The sequence below is a fragment of the Pseudomonas umsongensis genome, from assembly GCF_012647205.1.
Lineage (GTDB): Bacteria > Pseudomonadota > Gammaproteobacteria > Pseudomonadales > Pseudomonadaceae > Aquipseudomonas > Aquipseudomonas umsongensis.
In genome coordinates this window covers 3,226,567-3,251,628 of sequence record NZ_CP051487.1, presented here as the reverse complement: position 1 = coordinate 3,251,628, position 25,062 = coordinate 3,226,567, and the positions used below count along the sequence as shown (strand labels likewise).

Annotated in this window: 14 protein-coding genes; 4 read left to right on the top strand and 10 right to left on the bottom strand. The window is 60.8% G+C overall.

The window, feature by feature from the left end; translation table 11 throughout:
* Window positions 1-30: 30 nt before the first annotated feature.
* The 3 genes from glgB to HGP31_RS14750 form a co-directional block, all read right to left on the bottom strand.
* A complete protein-coding gene (glgB, locus tag HGP31_RS14760; protein WP_020800627.1) occupies window positions 31-2,265 on the bottom strand; it encodes a 1,4-alpha-glucan branching protein GlgB in 2,235 nt (744 codons plus the stop codon).
* Between the two features lie 2 nt (window positions 2,266-2,267).
* Window positions 2,268-5,609: a maltose alpha-D-glucosyltransferase gene (gene treS / locus HGP31_RS14755; protein ID WP_083349005.1), complete on the bottom strand. Its 3,342-nt coding sequence runs from the start codon at window positions 5,607-5,609 to the stop codon at window positions 2,268-2,270.
* Window positions 5,610-5,755: 146 nt separating this feature from the next.
* Window positions 5,756-7,750, bottom strand: a complete 1,995-nt coding sequence (locus HGP31_RS14750) for an alpha-1,4-glucan--maltose-1-phosphate maltosyltransferase (protein ID WP_168758048.1) — start codon at window positions 7,748-7,750, stop codon at window positions 5,756-5,758.
* 205 nt (window positions 7,751-7,955) lie between these two features.
* Between HGP31_RS14750 and HGP31_RS14745 the strand changes: the two genes are divergently transcribed.
* The gene (locus tag HGP31_RS14745; RefSeq protein ID WP_020800108.1) at window positions 7,956-8,123 is read left to right on the top strand and encodes a hypothetical protein; all 168 of its coding nucleotides are present in this window, start codon (window positions 7,956-7,958) and stop codon (window positions 8,121-8,123) included.
* A 515-nt stretch (window positions 8,124-8,638) separates the two neighbouring features.
* Here HGP31_RS14745 and HGP31_RS14740 read toward each other — a convergent pair.
* Window positions 8,639-9,142 (bottom strand): MgtC/SapB family protein, encoded by a 504-nt coding sequence (locus HGP31_RS14740; protein WP_168758047.1) that lies wholly within the window; start codon window positions 9,140-9,142, stop codon window positions 8,639-8,641.
* 136 nt (window positions 9,143-9,278) lie between these two features.
* On the opposite strand from HGP31_RS14740, the gene HGP31_RS14735 reads away from it, so the two are divergent.
* The 3 genes from HGP31_RS14735 to mapR all read left to right on the top strand — a co-directional run bounded on the left by HGP31_RS14735 (window position 9,279) and on the right by mapR (window position 12,664).
* Complete coding sequence (locus tag HGP31_RS14735; protein ID WP_020800105.1) at window positions 9,279-9,512, top strand: DUF3203 family protein; 234 nt, start codon at window positions 9,279-9,281, stop codon at window positions 9,510-9,512.
* Between the two features lie 195 nt (window positions 9,513-9,707).
* Window positions 9,708-11,138: a cytochrome c oxidase accessory protein CcoG gene (ccoG, locus tag HGP31_RS14730; protein WP_033042692.1), complete on the top strand. Its 1,431-nt coding sequence runs from the start codon at window positions 9,708-9,710 to the stop codon at window positions 11,136-11,138.
* A 116-nt stretch (window positions 11,139-11,254) separates the two neighbouring features.
* Complete coding sequence (gene mapR, locus HGP31_RS14725) at window positions 11,255-12,664, top strand: GntR family transcriptional regulator MpaR (RefSeq protein WP_020800103.1); 1,410 nt, start codon at window positions 11,255-11,257, stop codon at window positions 12,662-12,664.
* A 90-nt stretch (window positions 12,665-12,754) separates the two neighbouring features.
* On the opposite strand, the gene HGP31_RS14720 is transcribed toward mapR, so the two are convergent.
* The 6 genes from HGP31_RS14720 to HGP31_RS14695 all read right to left on the bottom strand — a co-directional run bounded on the left by HGP31_RS14720 (window position 12,755) and on the right by HGP31_RS14695 (window position 25,052).
* Complete coding sequence (locus HGP31_RS14720; protein WP_020800101.1) at window positions 12,755-13,501, bottom strand: SDR family oxidoreductase; 747 nt, start codon at window positions 13,499-13,501, stop codon at window positions 12,755-12,757.
* 90 nt (window positions 13,502-13,591) lie between these two features.
* Entirely contained in the window at window positions 13,592-15,673 is a 2,082-nt protein-coding gene (locus HGP31_RS14715; RefSeq protein WP_033042689.1) for a putative bifunctional diguanylate cyclase/phosphodiesterase, read from the bottom strand.
* A 269-nt stretch (window positions 15,674-15,942) separates the two neighbouring features.
* Window positions 15,943-17,424, bottom strand: a complete 1,482-nt coding sequence (locus HGP31_RS14710; RefSeq protein ID WP_020800099.1) for an efflux transporter outer membrane subunit — start codon at window positions 17,422-17,424, stop codon at window positions 15,943-15,945.
* Window positions 17,421-20,528, bottom strand: coding sequence for an efflux RND transporter permease subunit (locus HGP31_RS14705; protein WP_168758046.1), 3,108 nt, complete (start codon window positions 20,526-20,528; stop codon window positions 17,421-17,423). Before HGP31_RS14705 ends, HGP31_RS14710 begins: the two co-directional genes overlap by 4 nt.
* 115 nt (window positions 20,529-20,643) lie before the next feature.
* Window positions 20,644-23,739 (bottom strand): MdtB/MuxB family multidrug efflux RND transporter permease subunit, encoded by a 3,096-nt coding sequence (locus tag HGP31_RS14700; RefSeq protein WP_033039776.1) that lies wholly within the window; start codon window positions 23,737-23,739, stop codon window positions 20,644-20,646.
* Complete coding sequence (locus HGP31_RS14695) at window positions 23,736-25,052, bottom strand: MdtA/MuxA family multidrug efflux RND transporter periplasmic adaptor subunit (protein WP_033039774.1); 1,317 nt, start codon at window positions 25,050-25,052, stop codon at window positions 23,736-23,738. Before HGP31_RS14695 ends, HGP31_RS14700 begins: the two co-directional genes overlap by 4 nt.
* Window positions 25,053-25,062: the final 10 nt, after the last annotated feature.

Sequence of the window (25,062 nt, the reverse complement as noted above, 5' to 3'; positions counted from 1 at the left end):
GCGATTCGGAGATAGCGCAGGCTGCCTGACTTACCCCGCCGGCCGCAACATCAACACCGCCAGCGGCGGCAGGTTCAGCGCCAGCGACAGGGCCTGGCCATGGCTCGGCGTTTGCTCGGCGGTCACCCCGCCACTGTTGCCATAGTTGGACCCGGCATAGATCGACGAATCGCTGTTGAACATCTCGCTCCACTGCCCGGCAAACGGCACGCCCACCCGATAACCCTCGCGTGGCACCGGCGTGAAGTTGGCAACCACCAGGATCGGCTGGCCGTCCTTGCTCCAGCGCATCCAGGCGTAGACACTGTTGATCGCGTCGTCGCCGATCAGCCACTGGAAGCCTTGGGGCACGTCGTCCTGCTCATGCAGCGCCGGCTCCTCGCGATACAGCCGATTGAGGTCACTCACCAGCTTCTGCACGCCTTTGTGCTCGGAGTATTGCAACAGGTACCAATCGAGCTGCTGGTCGTGGTTCCACTCGCGCCATTGGCCGAACTCGCACCCCATGAACAACAGTTTCTTGCCCGGGTGGGTCCACATGAAACTCAGGTAGGCCCGCAGGTTGGCGAATTTCTGCCAGCGGTCGCCGGGCATCTTGTCGATCAGCGAGTGCTTGCCGTGCACCACTTCATCGTGGGAAATCGGCAGGATGAATCGCTCGGACCAGGCGTACACCAGGCCAAAACTGAGTTCGTTGTGGTGATGGGCGCGGTACACCGGGTCTTGCTGAATGTAGTGCAGCGAATCGTGCATCCAGCCCATGTTCCACTTATAGGCGAAACCCAGGCCACCCTGCTGTGTGCTCTGGCTGACGCCGGGCCAGGCCGTGGACTCTTCGGCGATCACCAGCGCCCCGGGAGCTTCCACTGCCACGACGTCATTGAGGTGACGTAGGAAGTCGATGGCCTCCAGGTTCTCGCGACCGCCATGGCGGTTGGGCACCCACTCGCCGGCCTTGCGCGAGTAATCGCGGTACAGCATCGACGCCACTGCATCGACCCGCAGGCCATCGACGTGGAAATGCTTGAGCCAGTGCAGCGCCGACGCCAGCATGTAGCCGTGCACTTCGGTGCGGCCCAGGTTGTAGATCAGGGTGTCCCAGTCCTGGTGAAAGCCTTCCTGAGGATTACCGTATTCGTACAGCGCAGTGCCGTCGAACTGGGCCAGGCCATGGGTGTCGGTGGGGAAATGCGCCGGCACCCAGTCGAGGATCACGCCGATTCCCGCCACGTGACAATCGTTGACGAAGGCAGCGAACTCGTCGCCCGTTCCGTAGCGGGCGCTGGTGGCGAACTGCGAAAGCAACTGATAGCCCCAGGAGCCGCCGAACGGGTGCTCCATGATCGGCATCAGCTCAATGTGGGTAAAACCCAGCTCCTTGACATACGGAATCAGCCGCTCGGCCAGTTCCGGCCAGGTGTATTGACGGGCCACTTCACCCAGGTCGTCCAGCTCGCACTGCCAGGAACCGGCGTGCAATTCGTAGATCGACAACGGCGCCGTCGGGCGCTGGCGCTCGCCACGCGACTGCATCCAGTCCTGATCCTGCCAGTCGATCCGTAAAGGTGGGGCGACTTTCGAGGCGGTGTCCGGTGGCAGGCTGGTGGCCAGCGCCATGGGGTCTGCCTTGAGCGGCAGGATTCCGTCCTTGCCGAGGATTTCGTATTTGTAGGCCTCCCCCGCTTGCAGGCGTGGAATGAACAGTTCCCAGACACCGGTGGGATGGCGCAGGCGCATGGGGTGGCGACGACCGTCCCAGACGTTGAAGTCACCTACCACCGACACCCGCCTGGCGTTCGGTGCCCATACGGCGAACCGCACGCCATCGACACCGTCCACGGTCTTCAACTGGGCACCCAGGGCGCTGCTCAAGTCGCGGTGATTGCCTTCGGCAAACAGGTACAAATCCATGTCACCCAGTAATGGACCAAAACTGTAGGGATCTTCGGAAATTTGTTCGCCACCGGCCCAGCGGGTTCGCAACAGATACGGCTGTGCCCGCGGGAAATGCCCGACGAACAACCCTGGGGTCTGGGTCGCTTCCAGGTTGCCCAGCTCCTCCCCGGATTCCTTGCCCACCACCTGCACGCTCAAGGCGCCCGGTAGATAAGCGCGGATGAATTGTCCGCCGGCACCATCGCCGTGGGGGCCGAGAATGGCAAAGGGATCGCGATGCTCGGCACGCACCAGCGCATCGATATCCCGCGCCCTGGGTAGCAGCGCTTCACTGTGATGATGACCCTGTTCCTTGTTCGAGAAACTCATGACTACTCTCCACCAAGATCGGAAAAGGGTTTAAGCCCACTCAATAATCCATATAAACCGTGCAACGGCACGGGCAGCCAGCCGGGGCGGTTTTCCGCCTCGTAGGCCACTTCATACGCCGCCTTCTCCAGGCCGAACAATGCCAAGGCGGCATCTTCGCCATCCGGATCTTGCCACGCATGGCCAAGCGTAGCTGCCGCCAGCCGATAAGCGTGGATAAATGCCTGCCTTGCCTCACTCAAATAGCGATCGCCGACCCGCCGGCGAGCGTCCTGGGCATGGGCTGTGTTATCAACGTTATGCACGTTGATGGTCATGGCCGCCGCATAGTCGAAAGAGCGCAGTACACCACTGACATCCTTGTACGGGCTGTGCTTGCCCCGACGCTCCGGCAAAGGCCGCGCCGGTTCGCCTTCGAAGTCGATCAGGTACGCGTCACCCTTGATCACCAGCACCTGGCCGAGGTGCAAATCACCGTGTACACGGATCCGCAGTCCACCCGCGGTCTTTTTGGCCAACTCCTGGACATGGCTGAGAATGGCCTTTTTATGCTCCAGTAAACGGCTGACCAGGGTTTTGTCCGCAGGGTTCAGTTCATGTTGATGCTGCTTGAGCAATTTCAATGCATGCTCGATTTGTGCCACGACATCCTTGCCCGTCGCGGACGCATCCTTTTGCGTAGTGATCTGCGGATCAAAGTCAGGATTTTCACTTGATGCCGCCAGCACTTGGTGCATTTCACCCAGGCGCTGGCCGAGCATGGCGGCGAAATCCTTCAACTCGCCAAGTGCGTTGTAATGCTGTTCCTGCTCGGACATGGCGTCCGCGAGTTCGTCGCGCAACGCTCGCTCCAGATTGTTCTGGGTCCATTCCCAGGCATCGCCCTGATTACTCAAGTAGCCTTGGGCGATCATCAGCAGGTTATCTTCGCCTGCCGCATCCCGACGCACTACCGCGCCCAGCAACGGCGAGATATTGCCGAAGCCGGCAGCGGTCAGATAGGCGCTCATTTCCAGTTCCGGGTGCACGCCCGACGCAACCTTGCGGATCAGTTTCAACACCAGGCTGTTGCCGACCACCACCGAACTGTTGGATTGCTCGGCGGACAGGTAACGCACATCCGACTCTGCCGTCAGGCCCAGTTTGGCGAGCTCGGCGGTGGGTTCGAAACGGATTTCACCGCCATCGGAAGGCAACACCGTGCTGTTCTGCATGCCCTGCAATACCGCGCGAATAAAGTTTTCCAGGCTGAAGGCATCAGTGATCAGGCCAACCTGCGGGCCACGGCGCACCCGTGACAAGGCCAGTTGCTGGGGCAATGCCGTGCCGACCTGGTCTTCGGCAATAAAGCCGAACGGCAGTTGGTAGCGACTGGTCTGGCCGCCACCGGTGACTTCGATTTCACTCAACAACACGGGGTGCTGCGCATCGCCAAATCGCACACCGTAGGCCAGATTGACCTTCTCGATGGCCGCGTCCTTGCCGGCGAACCAGCGGCGGTTCTGCAGCCAGTTCGGCAGGATGCCCTGCTCCAGCGTGGTGCGTGAAGGCGCTTCGAGCAACTCTTCCATGCGCTTTTTCAGCACCAGCGTGGTGAAGTCCGGTAGGCTTTGCGCCGGTTCCACATGCCAGCTCGGCATCTGGTTCTCCGCGGCGAGGCCGAACCAGTAGAACCCATAGGGCGCCAGGGTCAGGAGGAAGCTCAATTGGCCGATGGGTGGAAACGCATTACCGCCAAGCATCTCCACAGGCACCATGCCGACGTATGCCGACAGGTCCAGCTCCACGGCCTGGGCGCTGCGCGAAACGTTGGCCACGCACAGGATGATTTCATGCTTGCCGTCAGGCCCGGTGTATTCGCGGGTATAGGCCAGCACCCGGCGATTGGTCGGCGAGAGCATTTTCAAGGTGCCGCGCCCGAACGCCTTGGACTGCTTGCGCACCGTTAACATGCGCCGGGTCCAGTTCAACAGCGAATGCGGGTCGCCGGCCTGGGTTTCGACATTGACCGACAGGTAGCCATATTGCGGGTCCATGATCGGCGGCAGCACCAGGCTGGCCGGGTCGGCGCGGGAAAACCCGCCGTTGCGGTCGATCGACCACTGCATCGGCGTGCGCACACCGTCGCGATCGCCGAGGTAGATGTTGTCGCCCATGCCGATCTCGTCACCGTAGTACAAGGTCGGCGTGCCGGGCATCGACAGCAACAGGCTGTTGAGCAACTCTACGCGCCGGCGATCACGCTCCATCAACGGCGCCAGGCGCCGGCGAATCCCCAGGTTGATCCGCGCCCGTCGATCGGCCGCGTAGTAATTCCACAGGTAGTCACGCTCCTTGTCGGTGACCATCTCCAAGGTGAGCTCATCGTGGTTGCGCAGGAAAATCGCCCATTGGCAATTGGCCGGGATCTCCGGGGTCTGGCGCAAGATGTCGGTGATCGGAAAACGGTCTTCCTGGGCCAGCGCCATGTACATGCGCGGCATCAACGGGAAGTGAAACGCCATGTGGCATTCGTCGCCGTTCAGGCCCTTTTTATCGGTGTCGCCGAAATACAGCTGCGTGTCCTCCGGCCATTGGTTGGCCTCGGCCAGCAGCATGCGGTCGGGGTAATTGGCGTCGATTTCGGCACGGATCTTTTTGAGAACGTCGTGGGTTTCCGGCAGGTTCTCGTTGTTGGTGCCGTCGCGCTCGATCAGGTACGGGATCGCGTCGAGGCGCAACCCGTCGATGCCCATGTCCAGCCAGTAGCGCATGACCGACAGCACCGCTTTCATCACCTGCGGGTTATCGAAATTCAGATCGGGCTGGTGTGAATAGAAGCGGTGCCAAAAGTATTGGCCGGCCACCGGGTCCCAGGTCCAGTTGGATTTTTCAGTGTCGAGAAAGATGATGCGGGTGCCGTCGTACTTTTGATCGTCATCGGACCACACGTAGAAATCCCGCGCGGCCGAACCTTTCTTGGCCTTGCGTGCGCGCTGGAACCAGGCGTGCTGGTCCGAGGTGTGGTTGATGACCAGTTCGGTGATCACCCGCAGACCACGTTTATGCGCCTCGGCGATGAAGCGCTTGGCGTCGGCCATGGTGCCGTAGTCGCTGTGCACGCCACGATATTCGGCGATGTCATAACCATCGTCGCGACGCGGCGAAGGATAGAACGGCAACAGCCAGATAGTATTGACGCCCAGGTCGGCAATGTAGTCGAGCTTGGCGATCAGGCCCGGAAAATCGCCGATCCCGTCGTTATTGGAGTCGAAATAGGATTTGACGTGAACTTGATAGATGACCGCGTCCTTGTACCAGAGCGGGTCCTTGATAAAGGTGGCTGCCTTGGGTTTCTTCGCCATTTGAAACTCCTGTTGAATACGAAAGAACGCCCTGACGCGGATCGTTCCCACGCTCTGCGTGGGAATGCCTCAAGGGACGCTCTGCGTCCAGTGACGCGGAGCGTCACGGGCTGCATTCCCACGCAGAGCGTGGGAACGATCTTGGGCTAGGGGGTAATTCGCCAGATCCCGAACGGCTGATACGCCGGATCGATGCGCATGAACTGGTACTTGCCGTGCCAGGTCCAGCGATGGCCGTTCATCAAGTCTTCGCCCTGGGTGCTGGCATCGTCCGGCAAACCCATCTCCCACAGCGGCAACTCGAAATTCGCCTCCTGCACGTTGTGCGGATCGAGGTTGACCGCCACCAGGATGAAATTGCTGCCATCGGCGCTACGCTTGCCGAAGTAGAGGATGTTGTCGTTCCAGGCGTTGTAGACCTTCAGTCCCAGGTGCGTGTGCAGCGCCGGGTTTTGCCGGCGGATACGATTGAGCTGGGCGATCTCGGCAATGATGTTGCCGGGGGCGTTGAAGTCCCTGGGTCGGATCTCGTACTTCTCGGAGTCGAGGTATTCCTCCTTGCCTGGAATCGCCGCCGACTCACACAATTCAAAGCCGGAGTACATGCCCCACAACCCCGAACCCATGGTTGCCAGGGCGGCGCGAATCAGAAAACCGGGACGGCCGGAATCATGCAGGAACGCCGGGTTGATGTCCGGCGTATTGACGAAGAAATTCGGCCGGTAGCACTCGCGCCATGGCGACTCGTTGAGTTCGGTGAAATAGGTGGCCAGCTCCTGCTTGGTGTTGCGCCAGGTGAAGTAGGTGTAGCTCTGCGAATAACCGACCTTGCCCAGCCGCGCCATCATCGCCGGAGTGGTAAACGCTTCGGCAAGGAAGATCACGTCAGGGTACAGCGCCCGCACATCGGCGATCAGCCATTGCCAGAACGGCAACGGTTTGGTGTGCGGATTGTCCACGCGAAACAACTTCACGCCCTCCAGCACCCAACCCACGACGATATCGCGCAACTCGATCCAGAGGCTGGGAATCGCCTCGACGGCATAAAAATCGACATTGACGATGTCCTGGTATTTTTTCGGCGGGTTCTCCGCGTACTTGATCGTGCCGTCCGGCCGCCAATTGAACCAGCCCGGATGTTGCTGCAGCCATGGGTGGTCCTGGGAACATTGAATGGCAAAATCGAGGGCAATTTCCACACCATGCTCAGCCGCGGCTGCGACCAGGCGGCGGAAGTCTTCGCGGGTGCCCAACTGCGAGTGAATCGCCTCGTGCCCGCCCTCTTCACTGCCGATGGCATAGGGGCTGCCGGGATCGTCGGGACCGGCGGTCAGGGAGTTGTTCGGGCCTTTGCGATAACTGCGACCGATGGGGTGGATCGGCGGGAAGTACAACACGTTGAAGCCCATGTCCTGGATCATCGCCAGCCGCGAATGCACGTCATTGAAAGTACCGTGGCGCGCGGGATCGTCGGTGATCGAGCGCGGGAACAGTTCATACCAGCTGGCGAACTGCGCCAGCTCACGTTCCACATCGACCGGGTACTCCGGGCTCAGGCTCAGGTAGGCACGATGATTGGCCTGGGCCATCAAATCGGCGCTACGAGGGTGCAGAAACAGTGCAACCTGCTCGGTTTCGAGCAGCCCCGACAGTTCGTGATGCAAGGCTGCCAATTGCTCACTCAATTGACCTTCGGTGCGTTCGGCGGCTTGCTGAACGTGAAGGCGACCTTCTTGCAGTTCCAGGCTGACAGGCACGCCCGCAGTGTGCTTTTTCTCCAGTTCATAGCAAAAGCTGGCGAACTGATCGATCCAGGCCTCGATACAGAAAACATGACGCCCCTGCGCCTGCACGCGAAACTGCCCCTGCCAGCCATTATTACCCAGCTCGCTCATGACCTCGCTATGCCAGGCCTCATCGCCATCGGCCTGCCAGCGTATCCGCACGGCCAGTTTGTCGTGACCGTCGGCAAAAACCTTGCTGGTCACCACCACATCCTGGCCTTCCACGGCCTTGACGGCGAACTGCCCGCCATCCAGGGTCGGCATGGTGTTTTCGATTACGATTCGCGGCAATAACAACGCTTGTGACAGTGGAATGTGCGGGTTGTAGCTCAACTCACCAGATTTTTCAGCCGTCATCGAGCATCTCTCCTTACGCCCCAAGGACGCTCATGTCTGCAATTGTCATCCACATCGGTCAGTCCCTCACCGAATGAACTCACTTAGGTTCCGAGCGACGGGCGTCGGGAAAAGTTCATCGGCAATTGGCTGGAATCAAATCCTTTACACAGTGGTCAACCAACTTAAGCACGACTCACGCCATGTGCCACTGGAGGTATGAACAATGAACAATCCATTCCCGGCAGAAACACCCGATCCGAACATCGACAACCCGGTGATACCACCCAGCGATCCGCAGCCTGTGCCTGAGCAGGACCCTCCGGGGAGCAATCCGCCACCCAGGGAAGAGCCGCCTACGACAATGCCACCGGTGATTGTGACCCCTGAATGAAGACAGTTGATCGGTCCCCCTGCCGCGCTGGGGGACCGATCGAAGGAATAGTCCGAATGACGTTTCCGGCGAACGTGTAGTACCGGTCCTGAATTGGATTTTTTTGCCCAGGCGGCGCTTTACGGGAATTTGCCCAGGGCTTTACATAGCAACTACTTCACCCCCCTTGAGTACGGCCAGCCATGAACACCTTTTTCGACGGCAGCAGATTCACCGAAAGAGCAAGCGCACGGCAAAACACGCTTATTCGTGAACCCATCGTCGACGGCTGGCCTCACTTTGAAAATCTTCAATTACGAGTTTCTCTGCTTCCATATCGAACGCAGTCTTCAAGAGGACACTAGAAGCTCGATACTCAAGGAACTGGAGAATCAGCTAACCCATCGTGACTTCGACTATAGCCAGCATGAACTTCACGACTGTAGGAGCGAGCATGCTCGCGAAGATCGTGAACGATAATGCTGGTAGCCAGGCACCCCGAGGCGGTCTTGAGTTTTTCGCGAGCGTGCTCGCTCCTACAGTTGGTCTTTGTCTTTATCCAGCATCTTCACGATTATGGGCATCACGCCAAGAATCACCAACGCCAGCAACGTGCTCAACACCGCCGTGGCTTCCTTTCCCAATCCCGCAGACACCCCGATCGCGGCAGTCATCCACAAACCGGCGGCGGTGGTCAGGCCTTTAACGTGGCCTTCGTCGCCTTCCTGGTTTTTCAGGATGGTGCCGGCACCGAGGAAGCCGATCCCGGCGATCACCCCCTGGACGACCCGGCTCATGGCATCCGCCTGGGAGCCGGACATTTGTGGCACCAGTACGAACAACGCCGCGCCCAGCGCCACCAGCATGTGGGTGCGCACCCCCGCGGCCTTGCCCTTGTGCTCGCGCTCGAAACCGAGAATGCCGCCCAGTACCGCGGCCATCAACAGGCGCACGGTGATGCGGGTCAATTGCGAGGCATCGCCGATGTCGGCGAACTCGGCTTGCAGGGTTACCCAGACTTCGTGCCACCAGGCATTCATGGCGAATTCCCTTGTAGAGAGCTTTGCAAATGGGTCATGGAGGATGGACCGCGCCGACCATTAATCAGTTGCACAGAACGATGCTCGATGCCGAAAGCCTAATGTTTCATCCATCGTAAAAAACCAGGAATACGCCATGACCGTACGCATTGAGAACCAGACTTGCTTCTTTATCACCGCAAACGGCGAGGAAATTCGCCTGTGTCCCGATGTGACTATCATCACCGACGGGGAAAAAGCCATGTCGGCGGTCGATCTCGACGGCCAGCGCATCTACATCACCGAAGCAGAAGCGGACGCATTGACCGTAGCAGGTGCGGTGGATGGTCGCCGGCATTTGAAAGCGACCGACAGTGATTCGGTGATTTGACTGCCCTGGATCAATAAAGCCCGAAAACGTCTGGCATAGGTCCCCCGGCCCCGCAGCGCCAGCTGCTTCAACTTGTCGCAGGCGGGGGTAGCGAGCCCATCTGATCCGGTTTTTAAAGCAATACCTGAGTCTGTTATGCAAACAGATCGGCGCTCATAGTGCTCCTGCCTGATGGAGGCTGATGAGCGAAAGACCATGAGCGATAGAATCCCCGTCCGAACCCTGGAAAGCGCCCCCGTAGTCAAGACTTTCGAGCCCTCGCGTCCAAAGATGAAGGCCAAGTCCAGCGACAACCTGATCCACACCCGCAGTTTTACCGGCCTGTTCCGATCCCTGCGCATCAGCGGCGCGGGTTTTCTGTTCCTGCTGTTCTTCGGCACCGTATGGCTGAACTGGGGTGGCCGCCAGGCGGTGCTCTGGGACCTTTCCGAAAGTAAATTCCACATTTTTGGCGCGACGTTCTGGCCACAGGATTTCATCCTGCTCTCGGCGCTGCTGATCATTGCCGCGTTCGGCTTGTTCGCGATCACAGTGTTCGCCGGCCGCGTATGGTGCGGCTATACCTGCCCGCAGAGCTCCTGGACCTGGATTTTCATGTGGTGCGAGAAGATCACCGAAGGCGAACGCAACCAGCGGATCAAACTGCAAGCGGCGCCCTGGGGACTGAACAAACTGCTGCGCCGCTCGGCCAAACACACCCTGTGGCTGGCCATCAGCCTGTTGACCGGCCTGACCTTCGTTGGCTATTTCACGCCGATCCGCCCGCTGGCCGAAGAACTCCTGACCTGGCAAATGGGTGGCGTCAGCCTGTTCTGGGTGCTGTTCTTCACCGGTGCCACCTACATCAATGCCGGCTGGCTGCGTGAAGCGGTGTGCATGCACATGTGCCCGTATGCGCGATTCCAGAGCGTGATGTTCGACAAGGATACCCTGACCATTTCCTACGACGTGGCTCGTGGCGAGCACCGTGGCCCAAGAAAGCGCGAGGTCAAGCCGGCCGAGGTCGGCCTGGGTGACTGCATCGATTGCCAGCTCTGCGTGCAGGTCTGTCCGACCGGCATCGACATTCGCGACGGTTTGCAGATGGAATGCATCGGTTGCGCGGCATGCATCGACGCCTGTGATTCGATCATGGACAAAATGGGCTACGAGCGCGGGCTGATCAGCTATACCTCGGAGCACCAACTGCAAGGCGGCAAGACCCGCCTGTTGCGGCCACGATTGATTGGTTACACCGCCGTGTTGCTGGTGATGATCGGTGCGCTGGTCGTTGCGCTGATGGAACGGCCGATGGTGTCGCTGGACGTGAGCAAGGATCGTGGACTGTTCCGTGAGAACAGCCAGGGGCAGATCGAAAACATCTACAGCCTCAAGGTCATCAACAAGACCCAGCAACGCCAGGACTACCGCCTGACGCTGGTGGATGGCGATGGTTTCCAACTACAGGGCAAGACGGACTTGAGCCTGGCGCCGGGTGAGATTGTTGATGTGCCCGTGTCGGTGGCGATGACCACGGAGCGGCCGGGCAGCAGTTCGCAAAGCATCGCCTTCAAGATCGTCGACAGCGATGAGCCGGGCATCTTCAGCGAGGCCAAGAGCCGGTTTGTTGCACCCATGAACCGTTGATCCCTTAGACTGCAGTGCGCCATTCGCGAGCAGACGCCGCATCGTTCTTGTGGGAGCGAGCCTGCTCGCGAAGAAGTCACCTCGTCTTTTCTGAAAGACACCAATCCGGGCATACGATGAAACGCTACGAAAAATTCGCCGATGACATTGCTGAACTGATCCGCACCGGCGTTCTCGGGCCCGGCCAGCGTGTGCCGTCGGTGCGCTATGCCAGCCAGACCCATGGGGTAAGCCCGTCAACGGTGTTCCAGGCGTATTACTTGCTTGAGCGTCGCGGCCTGATTCGCGCCCGACCGCGCTCTGGATACTTCGTCAACGCCCATGCACCACGGCCATTTTCCGAGCCGGGGATCAGCAGCCAGGTCAATGAATCCACCGAAGTCGATGTCAGCGAACTGGTGTTCTCGGTCCTTGAATCGATCAAGGACCCGAACACCGTAGCCTTCGGCTCGGCATTCCCCAGCCCGACCCTGTTCCCGCTGCAGCGCCTGTCGCGCTCCCTGGCCAGCGCTGCCCGAGACATGGACCCGCGCATGGTGGTCACCGACATGTCGCCGGGCAACCCGCAATTGCGCCGACAAATTGCCCTGCGCTACATGGTGGGCGGCTTGATGCTGCCCATGGAAGAATTGCTGATCACCAACGGTGCGTTGGAAGCGCTGAACCTGTGCCTGCAAGCCGTGACACAACCCGGCGACCTGGTAGCCATCGAGGCCCCGGCGTTCTACGCCTGCCTGCAAGTGCTCGAACGCTTGAAACTCAAGGCCGTGGAAATCCCCGTGCACCCGCGCGACGGCATCGACCTCGGGGTGCTCGCGCAAACCCTGGAACGCCACCCGATCAAGGCCTGCTGGTGCATGACCAGTTTCCAGAACCCCATGGGCGCGACCATGCCCGAAGCGAAAAAGCGCGAACTGGTGGAATTGCTGCGCGTCCATCAAGTGCCGTTGATCGAGGACGATGTCTACGCCGAACTCTATTACGGTCAGCAGGCACCGAAACCGGCAAAGGCCTTTGATACCGAAGGACTGGTGATGCACTGTGGGTCTTTCGCCAAGAGCCTGGCCCCGGGTTACCGCATTGGCTGGGTCGCCGCCGGGCGGTATGCACAGAAGATCGAGCGGTTAAAACTCATGACCTCCCTTTGCGCTTCGATGCCTGCCCAGGCAGCCATTGCCGACTATCTGCAGCACGGGGGTTATGATCGGCATTTGCGCAGGTTGCGATATGCCCTGGAGGAACAGCAAAGCGCCATGCTGTCGGCCATCGCCCGCTATTTCCCGGCGCAGACCCGCGTCAGTCAACCCGCTGGCGGCTACTTCCTCTGGCTGGAATTACCCGAGCAGATGGATTCGCTGAAGTTGTTCCAGATGGCGTTGGCGCAAGGGATCAGCATTGCGCCGGGACCGATTTTTTCGCCAACGCAGCGCTTCAGGAATTGCATCCGGTTGAATTATGGGAGCCCGTGGGATGAGGCTTCGGAGAAGGCGATGGAGACGCTGGGGCGGATTGTAAGATCCTTCTAAAAGCAAAGATCGCAGCCTGCGGCAGCTCCTACAAGGAAATGCAATCCCATGTAGGAGCTGCCGCAGGCTGCGATCTTTTGATCTTGATGTTTACCGGCCGCCGCCAAGGTCGACAAAGGTCCCGGTTGCATAGGACGCTTTATCCGACAACAACCACACAATCGCCTCCGCCACTTCATCCGGGCGCCCGCCACGGGCCATTGGAATCGCCGACTCCAGCTTGCTGACCCGATCCGGATCGCCGCTCAGGGCGTGAAAATCGGTGTAGATATAGCCCGGACGCACGGCGTTGACCCGAATCCCCTCACCGGCCACTTCCTTGGACAGGCCAATGGTGAAGGTGTCGAGCGCACCCTTGGAGGCTGCGTAGTCGACGTATTCGTTGGGGGCGCCCAAACGCGCGGCGACCGAGGATACGTTGACAATGCTGCCGCCCTGCCCGCCGTGCTTGGGCGACATGCGCAAGATGGCGTGCTTGGCGCAGAGGACTGGCGCCAACACATTGGTCTTGAGAATCTTGAGGATGCGGAATTCGGACATTTCGTCGACCCGGGATTTTTGCCCCACGGTGCCGGCGTTATTCACCAGCGCGGTGACTCGACCCAGCTCGCTGTCCACCCGGTTGAACAAAGCGACGACTTCGTCTTCGATGCTGACGTCGGCGCGCACGGCGATGGCTTGGGCACCCAATGCGCGGACCTGGTCCAGCACCGTTTGCGCCGCCTGCTCATCGGACTGGTAGTTGATGCAGATCCGATAACCTTGCCTGGCGGCCAACAGCGCAGTGGCGGCACCGATACCGCGACTTCCACCGGTGATGACGATGACTTTGTCCATGCCCACTTCCCCCTTCAAACCTATGCAGTCGGGGGGAAGAATAACCGCCATTTGCGGATTTTGCATGGCACCGTCATCGGGCCCGCCAGATCAAGCCAGTTCCAATTGCTCGCTGCGGTGGATTTCCTTCATGAAGCGTTCCGCCGGCAGCGGGTGCCCCAGCAAATAACCCTGCAGCGAATCGCAACCGAGCTGAGTCAGGAAGTCCTGCTGCGAGCCTGTTTCGACGCCTTCGGCGACAATCCGCAAGCCCAGTGCCTGGCCGAGGGCGACAATGGCTGAAACGATGGCGGCGTCGTCGCTGTCACGCTCCAGGTCGCGGACGAAACCGCGGTCGATTTTCAGCTCGTTGGCCGGCAGGCGCTTGAGGTACATCAAGCTCGAATAGCCGGTACCAAAATCGTCGATGGACAAATCAACGCCCATATCCGACAGCTCCTGCAGCACCGTCATGCTGGCATCGGCGTCGCTCATGGCCGTGGTCTCAGTGATCTCCAGGGTCAGGCTGTTGGCCGGCAAATGGTGGGTGGCCAGCGCCTTGGCGACGCTCTGCACCAGGCCCGCGTGGCAAAACTGCAACGCCGAGAGGTTAACCGCGATGCGCCAGTGGGTGTAGCCGAGCACATACCATTCGCGCATCTGGCGACAGGCTTCGTTGAGGACCCATTCGCCGATGGGAATGATCAGCCCGGTTTTCTCCGCCAGCTCGATGAATTTGTCCGGCAGCAGCATGCCCTGGGTCGGATGCTCCCAGCGCAGTAACGCTTCAGCGCCCACCGGACGGCCGTTGTGAGCGTCGAATTTGGGCTGGTAGTGCAGGCTGAACTCGTTCTGGTCCACGGCATTGCGCAGGTCTTGCAGCAATTGCAGCTGCTTGCGCGCGTTGCTGTTCATCGAGACATCGAAAAAACTGTAGCCGTTCTTTCCCGTCCCCTTGGCGTGATACATCGCCGCATCGGCATTCATCAGCAATTCATGAGCCGTCTGGCCATTGCCCGGATACAGGGCGATGCCGACACTGGCGGATATCTGCAGATCATGCTCGGCCACCCGGAATGCCCGGGCGATCAAGCTCACTTGCCGGGCTGCGAGGTTCATCGCGTCATCCGGTTCGCTCAATTGAACGAGCAGCACGAACTCATCGCCGCCGATGCGTGCCAGGGTGTCCTGGCCACGCAGGTCTTCGCGCAGGCGCAAGCTGACTTCACGCAGCAACTGGTCGCCCATATGGTGACCGAAGGCGTCATTGACCGGCTTGAAGCCATCGAGATCGATGAACATCAGCGCCAGGCAACCACCGTCGTTGTCGACCCTGGAGATCCCCTGATCGATGCGGTCGGCCAGCAACATCCGATTCGGCAGACCGGTCAGGGTGTCGTGCAAGGCCAGTTGGGTCAGTTCGCGGTTGGCTTCGGTCAGCGACTGGGCAAGACTGGCGGTACGGGCTTCCAGGCGCGCATCGAGGATCGAAGTCAGCAAGGCGATGCTCAATACCGCCAGGGTGGTGATCAGCACCAGGTTGTCGAGGCCGTTGCCGCTCAGGCCATTGGCGGCTGCGCCGCAGAAGCTGCCTGCGGGGAACTGCGCGGCGGCCATACCGGTGTAGTGCATGCCGACAATGGCAATGCCCATCAGCACCGCCGCGCCACCGCGGATCAGGCGCACATAAGGCGCGTGCTGGCGCAGGCGGAACGCAATCCATAGTGCTGCGCCGGAGGCGACTACGGCTATGAGCAAGGATGCGCCGAACAGCGTCGGGTCGTAGTCGATTCCCGGCTGCATGCGCATCGCCGCCATGCCGGTGTAGTGCATGGCACTGATCCCGGCGCCCATGACCAGCGCACCGAACGCCAGCTGCCAGGCCGGTAACTGCGCCTGGCTGACCAGCCACAGGGCGAAGCCGCAGGACAGGATGCCGATCAACAGCGACAGCAAGGTAATAGAGAGGTCGTACCCCAGGTCGATGGGTAGCTTGAAGGCGAGCATGCCGATGAAATGCATCGACCATACGCCGATGCCCATGGCGAACGCACCGCCGGCCGTCCAGCAATGCACCGCCCGGCCCTTGGCCGTGGCAATGCGCCCGGTCAGGTCGAGTGCAGTGTATGACGCGAGAATTGCCACACAGAGCGAAATGATGACCAGCGTTGGGGAAAAGCTACCGATGAGCATGGAGATGACTCGCAATCACCTCCGTACTGCTTCCATTCTCGAAGGTGTAAATCCGAGGGATTGTACTGATTCCAAATGAGAACGCACTCACAAAATGAGCAAAAGGCCAGCAAGGCGATGAAACGCTTGTTTTAAGGTTTTACATTAACTCCATCGGCACATGTTAATCCCTGTAGGAGCTGCCGCAGGCTGCGATCTTTTGATCTTGTTTTTGAAAAGCAACGTCAAAAGATCGCAGCCTGCGGCAGCTCCTACAGTGAGGGGTGGCGTCAGGGGTTATCAGTCACCTGAAGTTGCCCGTCCCAGCCGCCACCCAGGGCCGCAATCAACTGCACGCTGGCGATCAGGCGGCTCTGCAACAGGTCCAGGTTACTGCGTTCATTGCTCAAAGCCGCGGCCTGGACCACCACTACATCCAGATAAGCGATCACCCCCGCCTTGTACTGGTTCTCGGTCAGTCGCAACGACTCACGGGCTGCGTCCAACGCCTGTTGTCGCACCACGGCTTCGTCCTTCAGCACCTTGAGCTGGACCAGATAGTTTTCCACCTCCCGGAAACCGTCGAGTACAGTCTGGCGATATTTGGCCACGGTTTCGTCATAGGCTGCTTCGCTACGGTCCACTTCCGCCGAACGCTGCCCACCGTCGAACAGGGTCATTGCCAGTTGCGGGCCGACCGACCAGAAACGGTTCGGCAGGCTGAACAGGTCTTTCGACGTGCTGCTGCTGTAGCCACCGTTCAAACTCAGGGTCAGGTCCGGGTAATAGGCGGCCTTGGCCACGCCGATGTTGGCGTTGGCGGCGATGACCGAGCGTTCAGCCGAAGCAATGTCAGGCCGGCGTTCCAGCAGTTGCGAAGGCAGGCTCAGCGGCACCTCGGGCAAGGCTGGGATCGTTTGTGTTTCCGCCAGGCTGAATTCGGCCGGTGGTAAGCCGATCAGCACCGCGATGGCGTTTTCCAACTGCGCGCGTTGCCAGATCAGATCGACCATGTCTGCCTCGGTGCCCTTGAGTTGCGTCTGGGCCTGGGCCACCGCGTCCTTGCCGGATACCCCGGCACGGTACTGGTTTTCGGTCATTTTCAGCGAACGCTGGTAGGCCGCGACAGTCGCTTCAAGCAAGCGTTTCTGCTCGTCGATCACCCGCAACTGCAGGTAGTTCTGCACCAGCTCCGACTGCTGGCTCAGGCGCATCGCCGCCAGGTCGGCAAAACTCGCTTGGGCATTGGCGGTGTCGGCTTCAAGACCACGGCGCAACTTGCCCCAGACATCGGCCTCCCAACTGACCCCGGCCTGGGCGGTGTAGGTGTCTCGAATACCGCTGGACGAACTGGTCAGGCTGGAACTGCTACTGCCGGTACCCTGGCTGGAGCGGTTTTTCCCCAGTGTCAGGTCCACCGTCGGAAAAAACGCGCCACGGGCGCTACGTACCAAGGCCTGGGCCTGGCGGTACTGGGCTTCGGACTGGGCAACGGTCTGGTTGGCGCTGTTGAGCTTCTCGATCAAGCCATTGAGTTGCCGGTCGCCGTACAGCTCCCACCACGCACCGCGAGCCAGGGAATCGCTCGGGTTGGCCTGGCGCCAGCCGGCTGCTTCCTTGTACTGCGCAGGTTCTGCGGTTTGCGGGCGCTGGTAATCCGGGCCGATGGCGCAGGCACTGAGCATCGCGACGCACAGCGACAAGCTCAGCAACCGCGACCCTCGAGCGCTGATCAGCGGTGCAGCCAGGTTGAATAGCGAACGGTCAGTCATAGCGGAGTTTCCAAAGCAGCATCGGTACGCACCCCACGCCAGTGGTTGAAGCGATGGCGCAGTTTGTCGAGATAGAGATAGACCACCGGGGTGGTGTAAAGGGTCAGCACCTGGCTGAAGATCAGTCCGCCGATGATGGTCAGGCCAAGCGGTTGGCGCATTTCCGCACCTTCCGCGCGGCTCAGCAACAGCGGCAAGGCGCCGAGGATCGCGGCAAGGGTCGTCATCAAAATCGGCCGCAAACGTTGCAGGCACGCGTTGCGAATCGACTCCAGCGGCGCCATGCCCTGATGCCGCTCAAGCTGCAACGCCAGGTCGATCATCAGGATGGCGTTCTTCTTCACCACGCCGATCAACAGGAACAGGCCGAGCAACGAGATCAGGCTGAACTCACCGCCCAGGGCGTAGATCGACAGCAACGCGCCGACACCCGCCGAAGGCAAGGTGGACAGAATGGTCAGCGGATGAATGTAGCTCTCATATAGCACGCCCAGCACCAGGTACACCGCCACCAGCGCGCCAAGGATCATCCACGGCTGGCTTTTCTGGGTCGCGGCGAAGGCATCGGCGGTGCCGGCCATTTTCGCGATGACGTCTTCCGGCAGGCCCACCAAAGCAATCGCTCGCTCGATGGCGGCACTGCCCTGCTCCACGGTCACGCCTTCGGCCATGTCAAAGGCGATGCTTTCCGAGGCAAACTGGCCTTCATGGCTAACCCGATCGTCTGCCAGGCTGTTCTCGTAATGGGCGATGGTCGACAGCGGAATCCGCGCGCCGTCCGCGGTGATCACCTGCACCTGTTTGAGCGTGATCGGGTCCTGGGCGTACTTGGGATTGACCTCCATCACCACCTGATACTGGTTGAGGCTGTCGTAGATGGTCGAAATCTGCCGCTGGGCATAGGCGTTGTTGAGCACCGCCGTGACCATCGCCATGTCCACGCCCAGGCGCTTGGCCTGGTCGCGATCGACGATCAACTTCACCTGCTGGGCGCCCCGGCCTTCGCGGGCATCGATCGCGGTCAGTTCCGGTAGCGCCTTGAGCGCCGTCAGCACTTTTGGATACCACTCGCGCAGCGCCCCCAGGTCACCGCTTTGCAGGATGTAGGAATATTGCGACGAGGTCTGTTCGCGGCCACCGCCGAACTGCAGGTCCTGGTCGGCCATCAGCATCAGTTGCGCACCGGCAACCTTGGGCATTTCCTTGCGCAGGCGTTCAATGACCTTCTGCGCGGAAAGGTTGCGTTCCTTGATGGGTTTGAGGCGCACCAGCATGAACGCGTTGTTGGTGCCGTTGCTGCCACCAATGAAACCGGCGACGCTTTCAACGGCTTCGTCCTTGAGCACGGCGCGGCGGAAGGTCTCCATTTTCGGTTGCATCACACTGAACGACAAACCGTCATCGCCACGCACGAAACCGATCAGTTGGCCAGTGTCTTGCTGAGGAAGAAATATTTTAGGAACAACAACATACAGCGCAATATTAACGCCAATTGTCACGAATAAACTGAGCAAGGTCAGGCGACGGTGGCGCAACACCCAGTCAAGGCTGGTGGCGTATTTGCCGACCATCCATTCGTTGGCCCGCTGACTCCAGCGTTGCAGGCGGTTTTCCTGGCCTGGCGTGTGCGGCTTGAGCCAACGGGCGCAGAGCATCGGCGTCAAGGTCAGCGAGACCACCAGCGACACCACGATAGCCGCCGCCAGGGTGATGGAGAACTCGCGGAACAGGCTCTCGATGATCCCGCCCATGAACAGGATCGACAGGAACACCGCCACCAGCGACACGTTCATCGATAGCAGGGTAAAGCCGACTTCCTGGGCGCCGAGGTACGCCGCCTTCATCGGTCGTACACCCGCGTCGATGTGCCGAGAGATGTTCTCCAGCACCACGATGGCATCGTCCACCACCAGCCCGGTGGCCAGGATCAACGCCATCAGCGACAGGTTGTTCAGCGAGAAGCCATAGAGGTACATCACGGCAAAGGTGCCGACCAGCGATACCGGCACCGCCAGGGTCGGGATCAGCGAGGCGCGAAAGTTGCCGAGAAACAGGAACACCACCAGGATCACCAGCGCCACGGCGATCAGCAGGGTCATCTCCGCCTCGTGCAGCGTGGCCTTGATCACCGGCGAGCGGTCCATGGCCAGGTTCAGTTTGACGCTGGCCGGTAGCACGGCCTGCAACGCCGGCAACTGGGCCTTGATCTCGTTGACCGTCTCGATGATGTTGGCACCGGCCTGGCGGTTGATCACCAACAGTACCGCCGAATCGTTATTGAAGAAGCCGCTGTTGTAGCGATCCTCGACGCCGTCGCTGACCTTGGCCACATCCTTCAGGCGCAGGGCTGCGCCGTCCGCGTAGTGGATGATCAGCGACTCGTAGTCCTTGGCTTTTTCCAGCTGATCGTTGGCCTGTACCTGCCACAAGCGTTGATCGTCTTCGACCGAACCCTTGGGCCGGCGCACGTTGGCATTGGCGATGGTGTTGCGCACATCGTCCAGGGCCACGCCGTACTGGTTGAGCGCCTGGGGCTCAAGTTCGATGCGCACCGCCGGCAGGGAGCTGCCGCCGATCTGCACTTCGCCAACGCCCTGCACCTGCGACAGGCTCTGGGACAGGATCGTCGAGGCCAGGTCATAGAGCTGGCCTTTTTCCAGCACGTCCGAGGTCAGCGACAGCACCATGATCGGTGCCTGGGACGGGTTGATCTTCTTGTAGGTCGGCATGCTGCGCATCCCGCTGGGCAGCAGGTTGCGCGAGGCGTTGATCGCCGCCTGCACTTCCCGCGCCGCGCCGTTGATGTCGCGGTCGAGGTCAAATTGCAGGATGACCCGGGTCGAACCCTGGCTGGAGCGGCTGCTCATGGTGTTGACCCCGGCGATGGCGCCGAAGGAACGTTCCAGCGGGGTCGCCACCGTCGAGGCCATGACCTCGGGGCTGGCGCCCGGCAGGCTGGCCTGCACCACGATCACCGGGAAGTCCATTTGCGGCAGCGGTGAGACCGGCAACAGGCCGAAACTTACACCGCCCAGGAGCATAATGGCCAAGCTCAGCAGCATGGTTGCGACCGGGCGCTTGATGAAAGGTCCCGAGAGGTTCATTGACCCACCTCTGTGGGAGCGAGCCTGCTCGCGAAGAGGCCTGCACGTTCAACATCGATGCTCACCGACCCACCGCTTTCGCGAGCAGGCTCGCTCCCACAGGTTGTGCATGCCGTCATACCGCCGTCTCCTGAACGTCGGTTTTGCCAAAACGTCGACCGAGGCGGTCGAAGTACAGGTAGATCACTGGTGTGGTGAACAAGGTCAGCACCTGGCTCAACAGCAAGCCGCCGACCATCACCAGGCCCAGCGGCTGGCGCAGTTCCGCGCCGGAGCCAGTGGCCAGCATCAACGGTACCGCGCCGAACAAGGCCGCCAGGGTGGTCATCAGGATCGGCCGGAAACGCAGGAGGGCCGCCTGGTAGATCGCCGTTTGCGGGTCCATGCCCTGATTGCGTTCAGCGTCGAGGGCGAAGTCGATCATCATGATCGCGTTTTTCTTCACGATACCGATCAGCAGGATAATGCCGATGATCGCGATCATCCCCAGGTCATTGCCACTGAGGATCAGCGCCAACAACGCGCCGACGGCCGCCGAGGGCAAGGTCGACAGAATGGTGATCGGGTGGATATAGCTCTCGTAGAGCACGCCCAGCACGATGTACATGGTCACCACCGCCGCCAGGATCAGCAGCAAGGTGCTCGACAGCGACGCCTGGAACGCTTCAGCCGCGCCCTGGAACTGGGTCTGCACGCCGATCGGCATGCCGATGTCCTGCTGCACCTGTTCGATGATCTCTACCGCATGCCCCAGCGCCACGCCGGGGGCCAGGTTGAACGACATCATCACCGCCGGGAACTGGCCGATGTGAGTAATCGCCAGTTGCGCCTGGCGCTCTTCGACGTGCGCCAGGCTGGACAGGCGCACCTGCCCGCCATCGCCGGTCTTGACGTGGATCTGGTCCAGCGCCTGTGGGCCGATCTTCTCGCCGGACTGCGATTGCAACACCACGCGATACTGGCTGGCCTGGGTGTAGATGGTGGAAATCTGCCGCTGGCCGAAGGCGTCGTACAGCGCGTCGGTGATGTCCGACACCGATACCCCGACCCGCGACGCGGCGTCGCGATCAATCACCAGGTAGACCTGCAAGCCCTTGTCCTGCAAGTCGCTTGCGACATCGGTCAGTTCTGGCCGCTGGGCCAACGCTTCGACCAGGCGCCCGCTCCACAGGGTGAGAAGTTCGGAATCCGGCGACGACATGCTGAACTGGTACTGCGTTCGGCTGACCCGATCCTCGATGGTGAGGTCCTGCACCGGTTGCATGAACAGGCGAATACCGACCAGTTTGTCCAGTTCCGGTTGCAAGCGAGCGATCACTTGCATCGCGCTCAGGTCTCGGTCGCTGTGGGACTTGAGGTTGATCAGCAGACGGCCGCTGTTGAGCGTCGAGTTGTCACCGTCGACGCCGATGTAGGACGAAAGGCTCTCCACCGCCGGGTCAGCCAGGATCACCTTGGCCAGTTCCTGCTGACGTTCGCTCATCGCCGCGAAGGAAATCGACTGCGGTGCCTCGGAAATGCCCTGGATCACCCCAGTGTCCTGCACCGGAAAGAACCCCTTGGGCACCACCATGTACAGGAACACGGTCAACGCCAGGGTGGCGACGGCCACCAGCAACGTCAGCGGCTGATGCTTGAGAACCCACGTTAACTTTCGCCCGTAAGCTGCGATCATCCAATCAATTGCCGCGCCACTGGCTCGATAGAAACGCCCCTGCTCCGCTTCCTTGGGTTCACGCTTGAGCAGCCGCGCGCACATCATCGGCGTCAGGGTCAGGGACACCACCAGGGAAATCAGGATAGCCACCGCCAGGGTGATGGCGAATTCGCGGAACAGCCGCCCCACCACGTCGGCCATGAACAGCAGCGGGATCAGCACGGCTATCAGCGACAGGGTCAGGGAGATCAGGGTGAAACCGATCTGCTTGGCGCCCTTGAGCGCCGCGTTCATCGGACTGTCGCCCTCTTCGATGAACCGGGAAATGTTTTCCAGCATCACGATCGCATCGTCCACCACAAAACCGGTGGCGATGGTCAGGGCCATCAGGGTCAGGTTATTGACCGAGAAGCCGGCGAGGTACATCACGCCGAAGGTGCCGATCAACGACAGCGGCACGGCCACCGACGGAATGATCGTGGCACTGGCCCGACGCAGGAACAGGAAGGTCACCATCACCACCAGGGCGATGGCGATCAGCAGTTCGTGCTGTACGTCCGTGACCGAAGCGCGAATGGTCTGGGTGCGGTCGGTGAGCACCGTGACGTCAAGGCCAGCCGGCAGGTTGTCGGTAATGCTCGGCAGCAAGGCCTTGATTCGGTCAACTACCTCGATGACGTTGGCCCCGGGCTGACGCTGGATGTTCAGCAATACGGCCTGGTTTTCGTTGGCCCAGGCTGCAAGACGTTCGTTCTCGGCACCGTCGACGATCTCCGCCACGTCCTTGAGCCGCAGCGGCGCGCCGTTGGCGTAGGCCAGGATCAGGTTGGCGTAGTCTTTGGGCGAGGTCAGTTGATCGTTTGCATCGAGCATCGAGACCCGGGTCGGGCCGTCGAAGTTGCCCTTGGGCTGGTTGACGTTGGATGCGCCGATCAGGGTGCGCACGTCCGCCAGGTTCAGGCCGTTGGCCGCCAGGGCCTCGGGATTGACCTTGATCCGCACGGCCTGGCGCTGGCCGCCCGCAATGCTGACCATGCCGACGCCGCTGATCTGGGCGATTTTCTGCGCCATGCGGGTGTCGACCAGATCATTAAGCTTGGGCAACAGCATGGTCTTGGAGGTGATGGCCAGGGTCAGTACGGGGGTGTCGGCCGGGTTGACCTTGTTGTACACCGGCGGTGCCGGTAGATCCTTGGGCAGCAAATTGGTCGCGGCATTGATGGCCGCCTGCACCTGCTGTTCAGCGACGTCCATGTTGATGTCGAGGCTGAAACGCAGGGTCAGCACCGAAGCGCCACCGGAGCTGGTGGACGCCATCTGGGTCAGGCCGGGCATCTGCCCGAATTGTCGCTCAAGCGGCGCGGTCACGGCGCTGGTCATGACATCCGGGCTCGCGCCGGGATACAGGGTCATGACGCGGATGGTCGGGTAATCGACCTGAGGCAAGGCCGACACCGGCAACAAGCGATAGGCAATTACGCCAGCCAGGATAATGGCCAGCATGCTCAGGGTGGTCGCTACCGGGCGAAGGATGAACAGCCGCGAGAGATTCATGCGCCGCCCTTTTTCGCCTTGTCCGCAACAGCCGGCTCAGGCGCGTTGGCCGCCGATTTACCCTGCAGGTGGCCTGCGGGACTGGTCGGGACTTGCTGCGGCTCATTGACCACTTCCACGTCGCTGCCGTCCTTGAGGCGGTCGGTGCCTTCCAGCACCACACGATCACCGGCGGCAAGGCCTTCGGTGACCACGGTGTTTTCGCCGTCACTGGCGCCGATCTTCAGTTGGCGGATCTTGACCTTCTTGTCGCCGTCCAGGGCATAGACGAACGTGCCGTTGGTGCCGAACTGGATCGCCGCCGATGGCGCAAGCACCACGCCTTTGAGGGTGTCCGCCAGCAGGCGCACATTGACGAACTGGTTGGGGAACAACGATTGGTCGCGGTTCTCGTATCGTGCCTTGAATTTCAGGGTACCGGTGGTGACGTCGATCTGGTTGTCCAGGCTCTGCAGTACGCCGGTGGCTTGCAGCTTGGTATCACCGCGATCCCAGGCTTCGGCAGGCAGTTTGGCACCGCTGCGATAGCGTGCCAGCACCACATCGAGACTGTTTTCCGGCAAGGTGAAGACCACGCTGATCGGTTGGGTCTGGGTGATGATCGCCAGCGCCGTGGTGTCGTTGGCCGCTACCAGGTTGCCAACATCGAGCTGGCGCAGGCCAACGCGTCCGGTGATGGGTGCGCGGATCTTGGTGAATTCGAGGTTGAGCTTGGCGTCGTTGACCGCCGCCTGATTGGTCTTGACCGTGCCCTGGAACTGACCGACCAGCGCTACGGCGGTGTCCAGGGTCTGCTTCGCGATGCTGTCCTCGCGGTACAGGCCGGTATAACGCTCGACATCCACCTGGGCATTCTTCAACTGCGCCTGGTTCTGCAGCAAGGTACCTTCAGCCTGGAGCAAGGCGTTCTGGTAGGGGCGCGGGTCGATCTCTGCCAGCAAATCGCCAGCCTTGACCATCTGCCCTTCCTCGAAATAGATCTTCATCAGCTCACCGCCGACACGGCTGCGCACGTTGATGGTGTTCAGCGCCGTCACCGTACCCAGCGCCTTGTAATACAGCGGGAAATCCCCTGTGACCGCTGGCGCAACGCGCACCGGAACCGGCCCTGCCGCGCCACCGAATCCTGGTCGCATCCCGCCTGACCTGCCAGTGTGGCCGGCCACGGCTTTTGGCTGCGCACCCTCTTTCGGCGCAGCGCTGCCTGGCCAGAACTTCCAGCACAGGGCAGCGATGACCAACAGGACAAGCAGGCCAAACAGCCAGCGACGGGGACTACGGGAAGCAGAGGATTGCATTGAGTGATCAACCATTGGGCGCGTG

Coding starts and splice junctions, on each gene's coding strand:
- glgB (WP_020800627.1), bottom strand. CDS start 2,265: ATGAGTTTCTCGAACAAGGAACAGGGTCATCATCACAGTGAAGCGCTG.
- treS (WP_083349005.1), bottom strand. CDS start 5,609: ATGGCGAAGAAACCCAAGGCAGCCACCTTTATCAAGGACCCGCTCTGG.
- HGP31_RS14750 (WP_168758048.1), bottom strand. CDS start 7,750: ATGACGGCTGAAAAATCTGGTGAGTTGAGCTACAACCCGCACATTCCA.
- HGP31_RS14745 (WP_020800108.1), top strand. CDS start 7,956: ATGAACAATCCATTCCCGGCAGAAACACCCGATCCGAACATCGACAAC.
- HGP31_RS14740 (WP_168758047.1), bottom strand. CDS start 9,142: ATGAATGCCTGGTGGCACGAAGTCTGGGTAACCCTGCAAGCCGAGTTC.
- HGP31_RS14735 (WP_020800105.1), top strand. CDS start 9,279: ATGACCGTACGCATTGAGAACCAGACTTGCTTCTTTATCACCGCAAAC.
- ccoG (WP_033042692.1), top strand. CDS start 9,708: ATGAGCGATAGAATCCCCGTCCGAACCCTGGAAAGCGCCCCCGTAGTC.
- mapR (WP_020800103.1), top strand. CDS start 11,255: ATGAAACGCTACGAAAAATTCGCCGATGACATTGCTGAACTGATCCGC.
- HGP31_RS14720 (WP_020800101.1), bottom strand. CDS start 13,501: ATGGACAAAGTCATCGTCATCACCGGTGGAAGTCGCGGTATCGGTGCC.
- HGP31_RS14715 (WP_033042689.1), bottom strand. CDS start 15,673: ATGCTCATCGGTAGCTTTTCCCCAACGCTGGTCATCATTTCGCTCTGT.
- HGP31_RS14710 (WP_020800099.1), bottom strand. CDS start 17,424: ATGACTGACCGTTCGCTATTCAACCTGGCTGCACCGCTGATCAGCGCT.
- HGP31_RS14705 (WP_168758046.1), bottom strand. CDS start 20,528: ATGAACCTCTCGGGACCTTTCATCAAGCGCCCGGTCGCAACCATGCTG.
- HGP31_RS14700 (WP_033039776.1), bottom strand. CDS start 23,739: ATGAATCTCTCGCGGCTGTTCATCCTTCGCCCGGTAGCGACCACCCTG.
- HGP31_RS14695 (WP_033039774.1), bottom strand. CDS start 25,052: ATGGTTGATCACTCAATGCAATCCTCTGCTTCCCGTAGTCCCCGTCGC.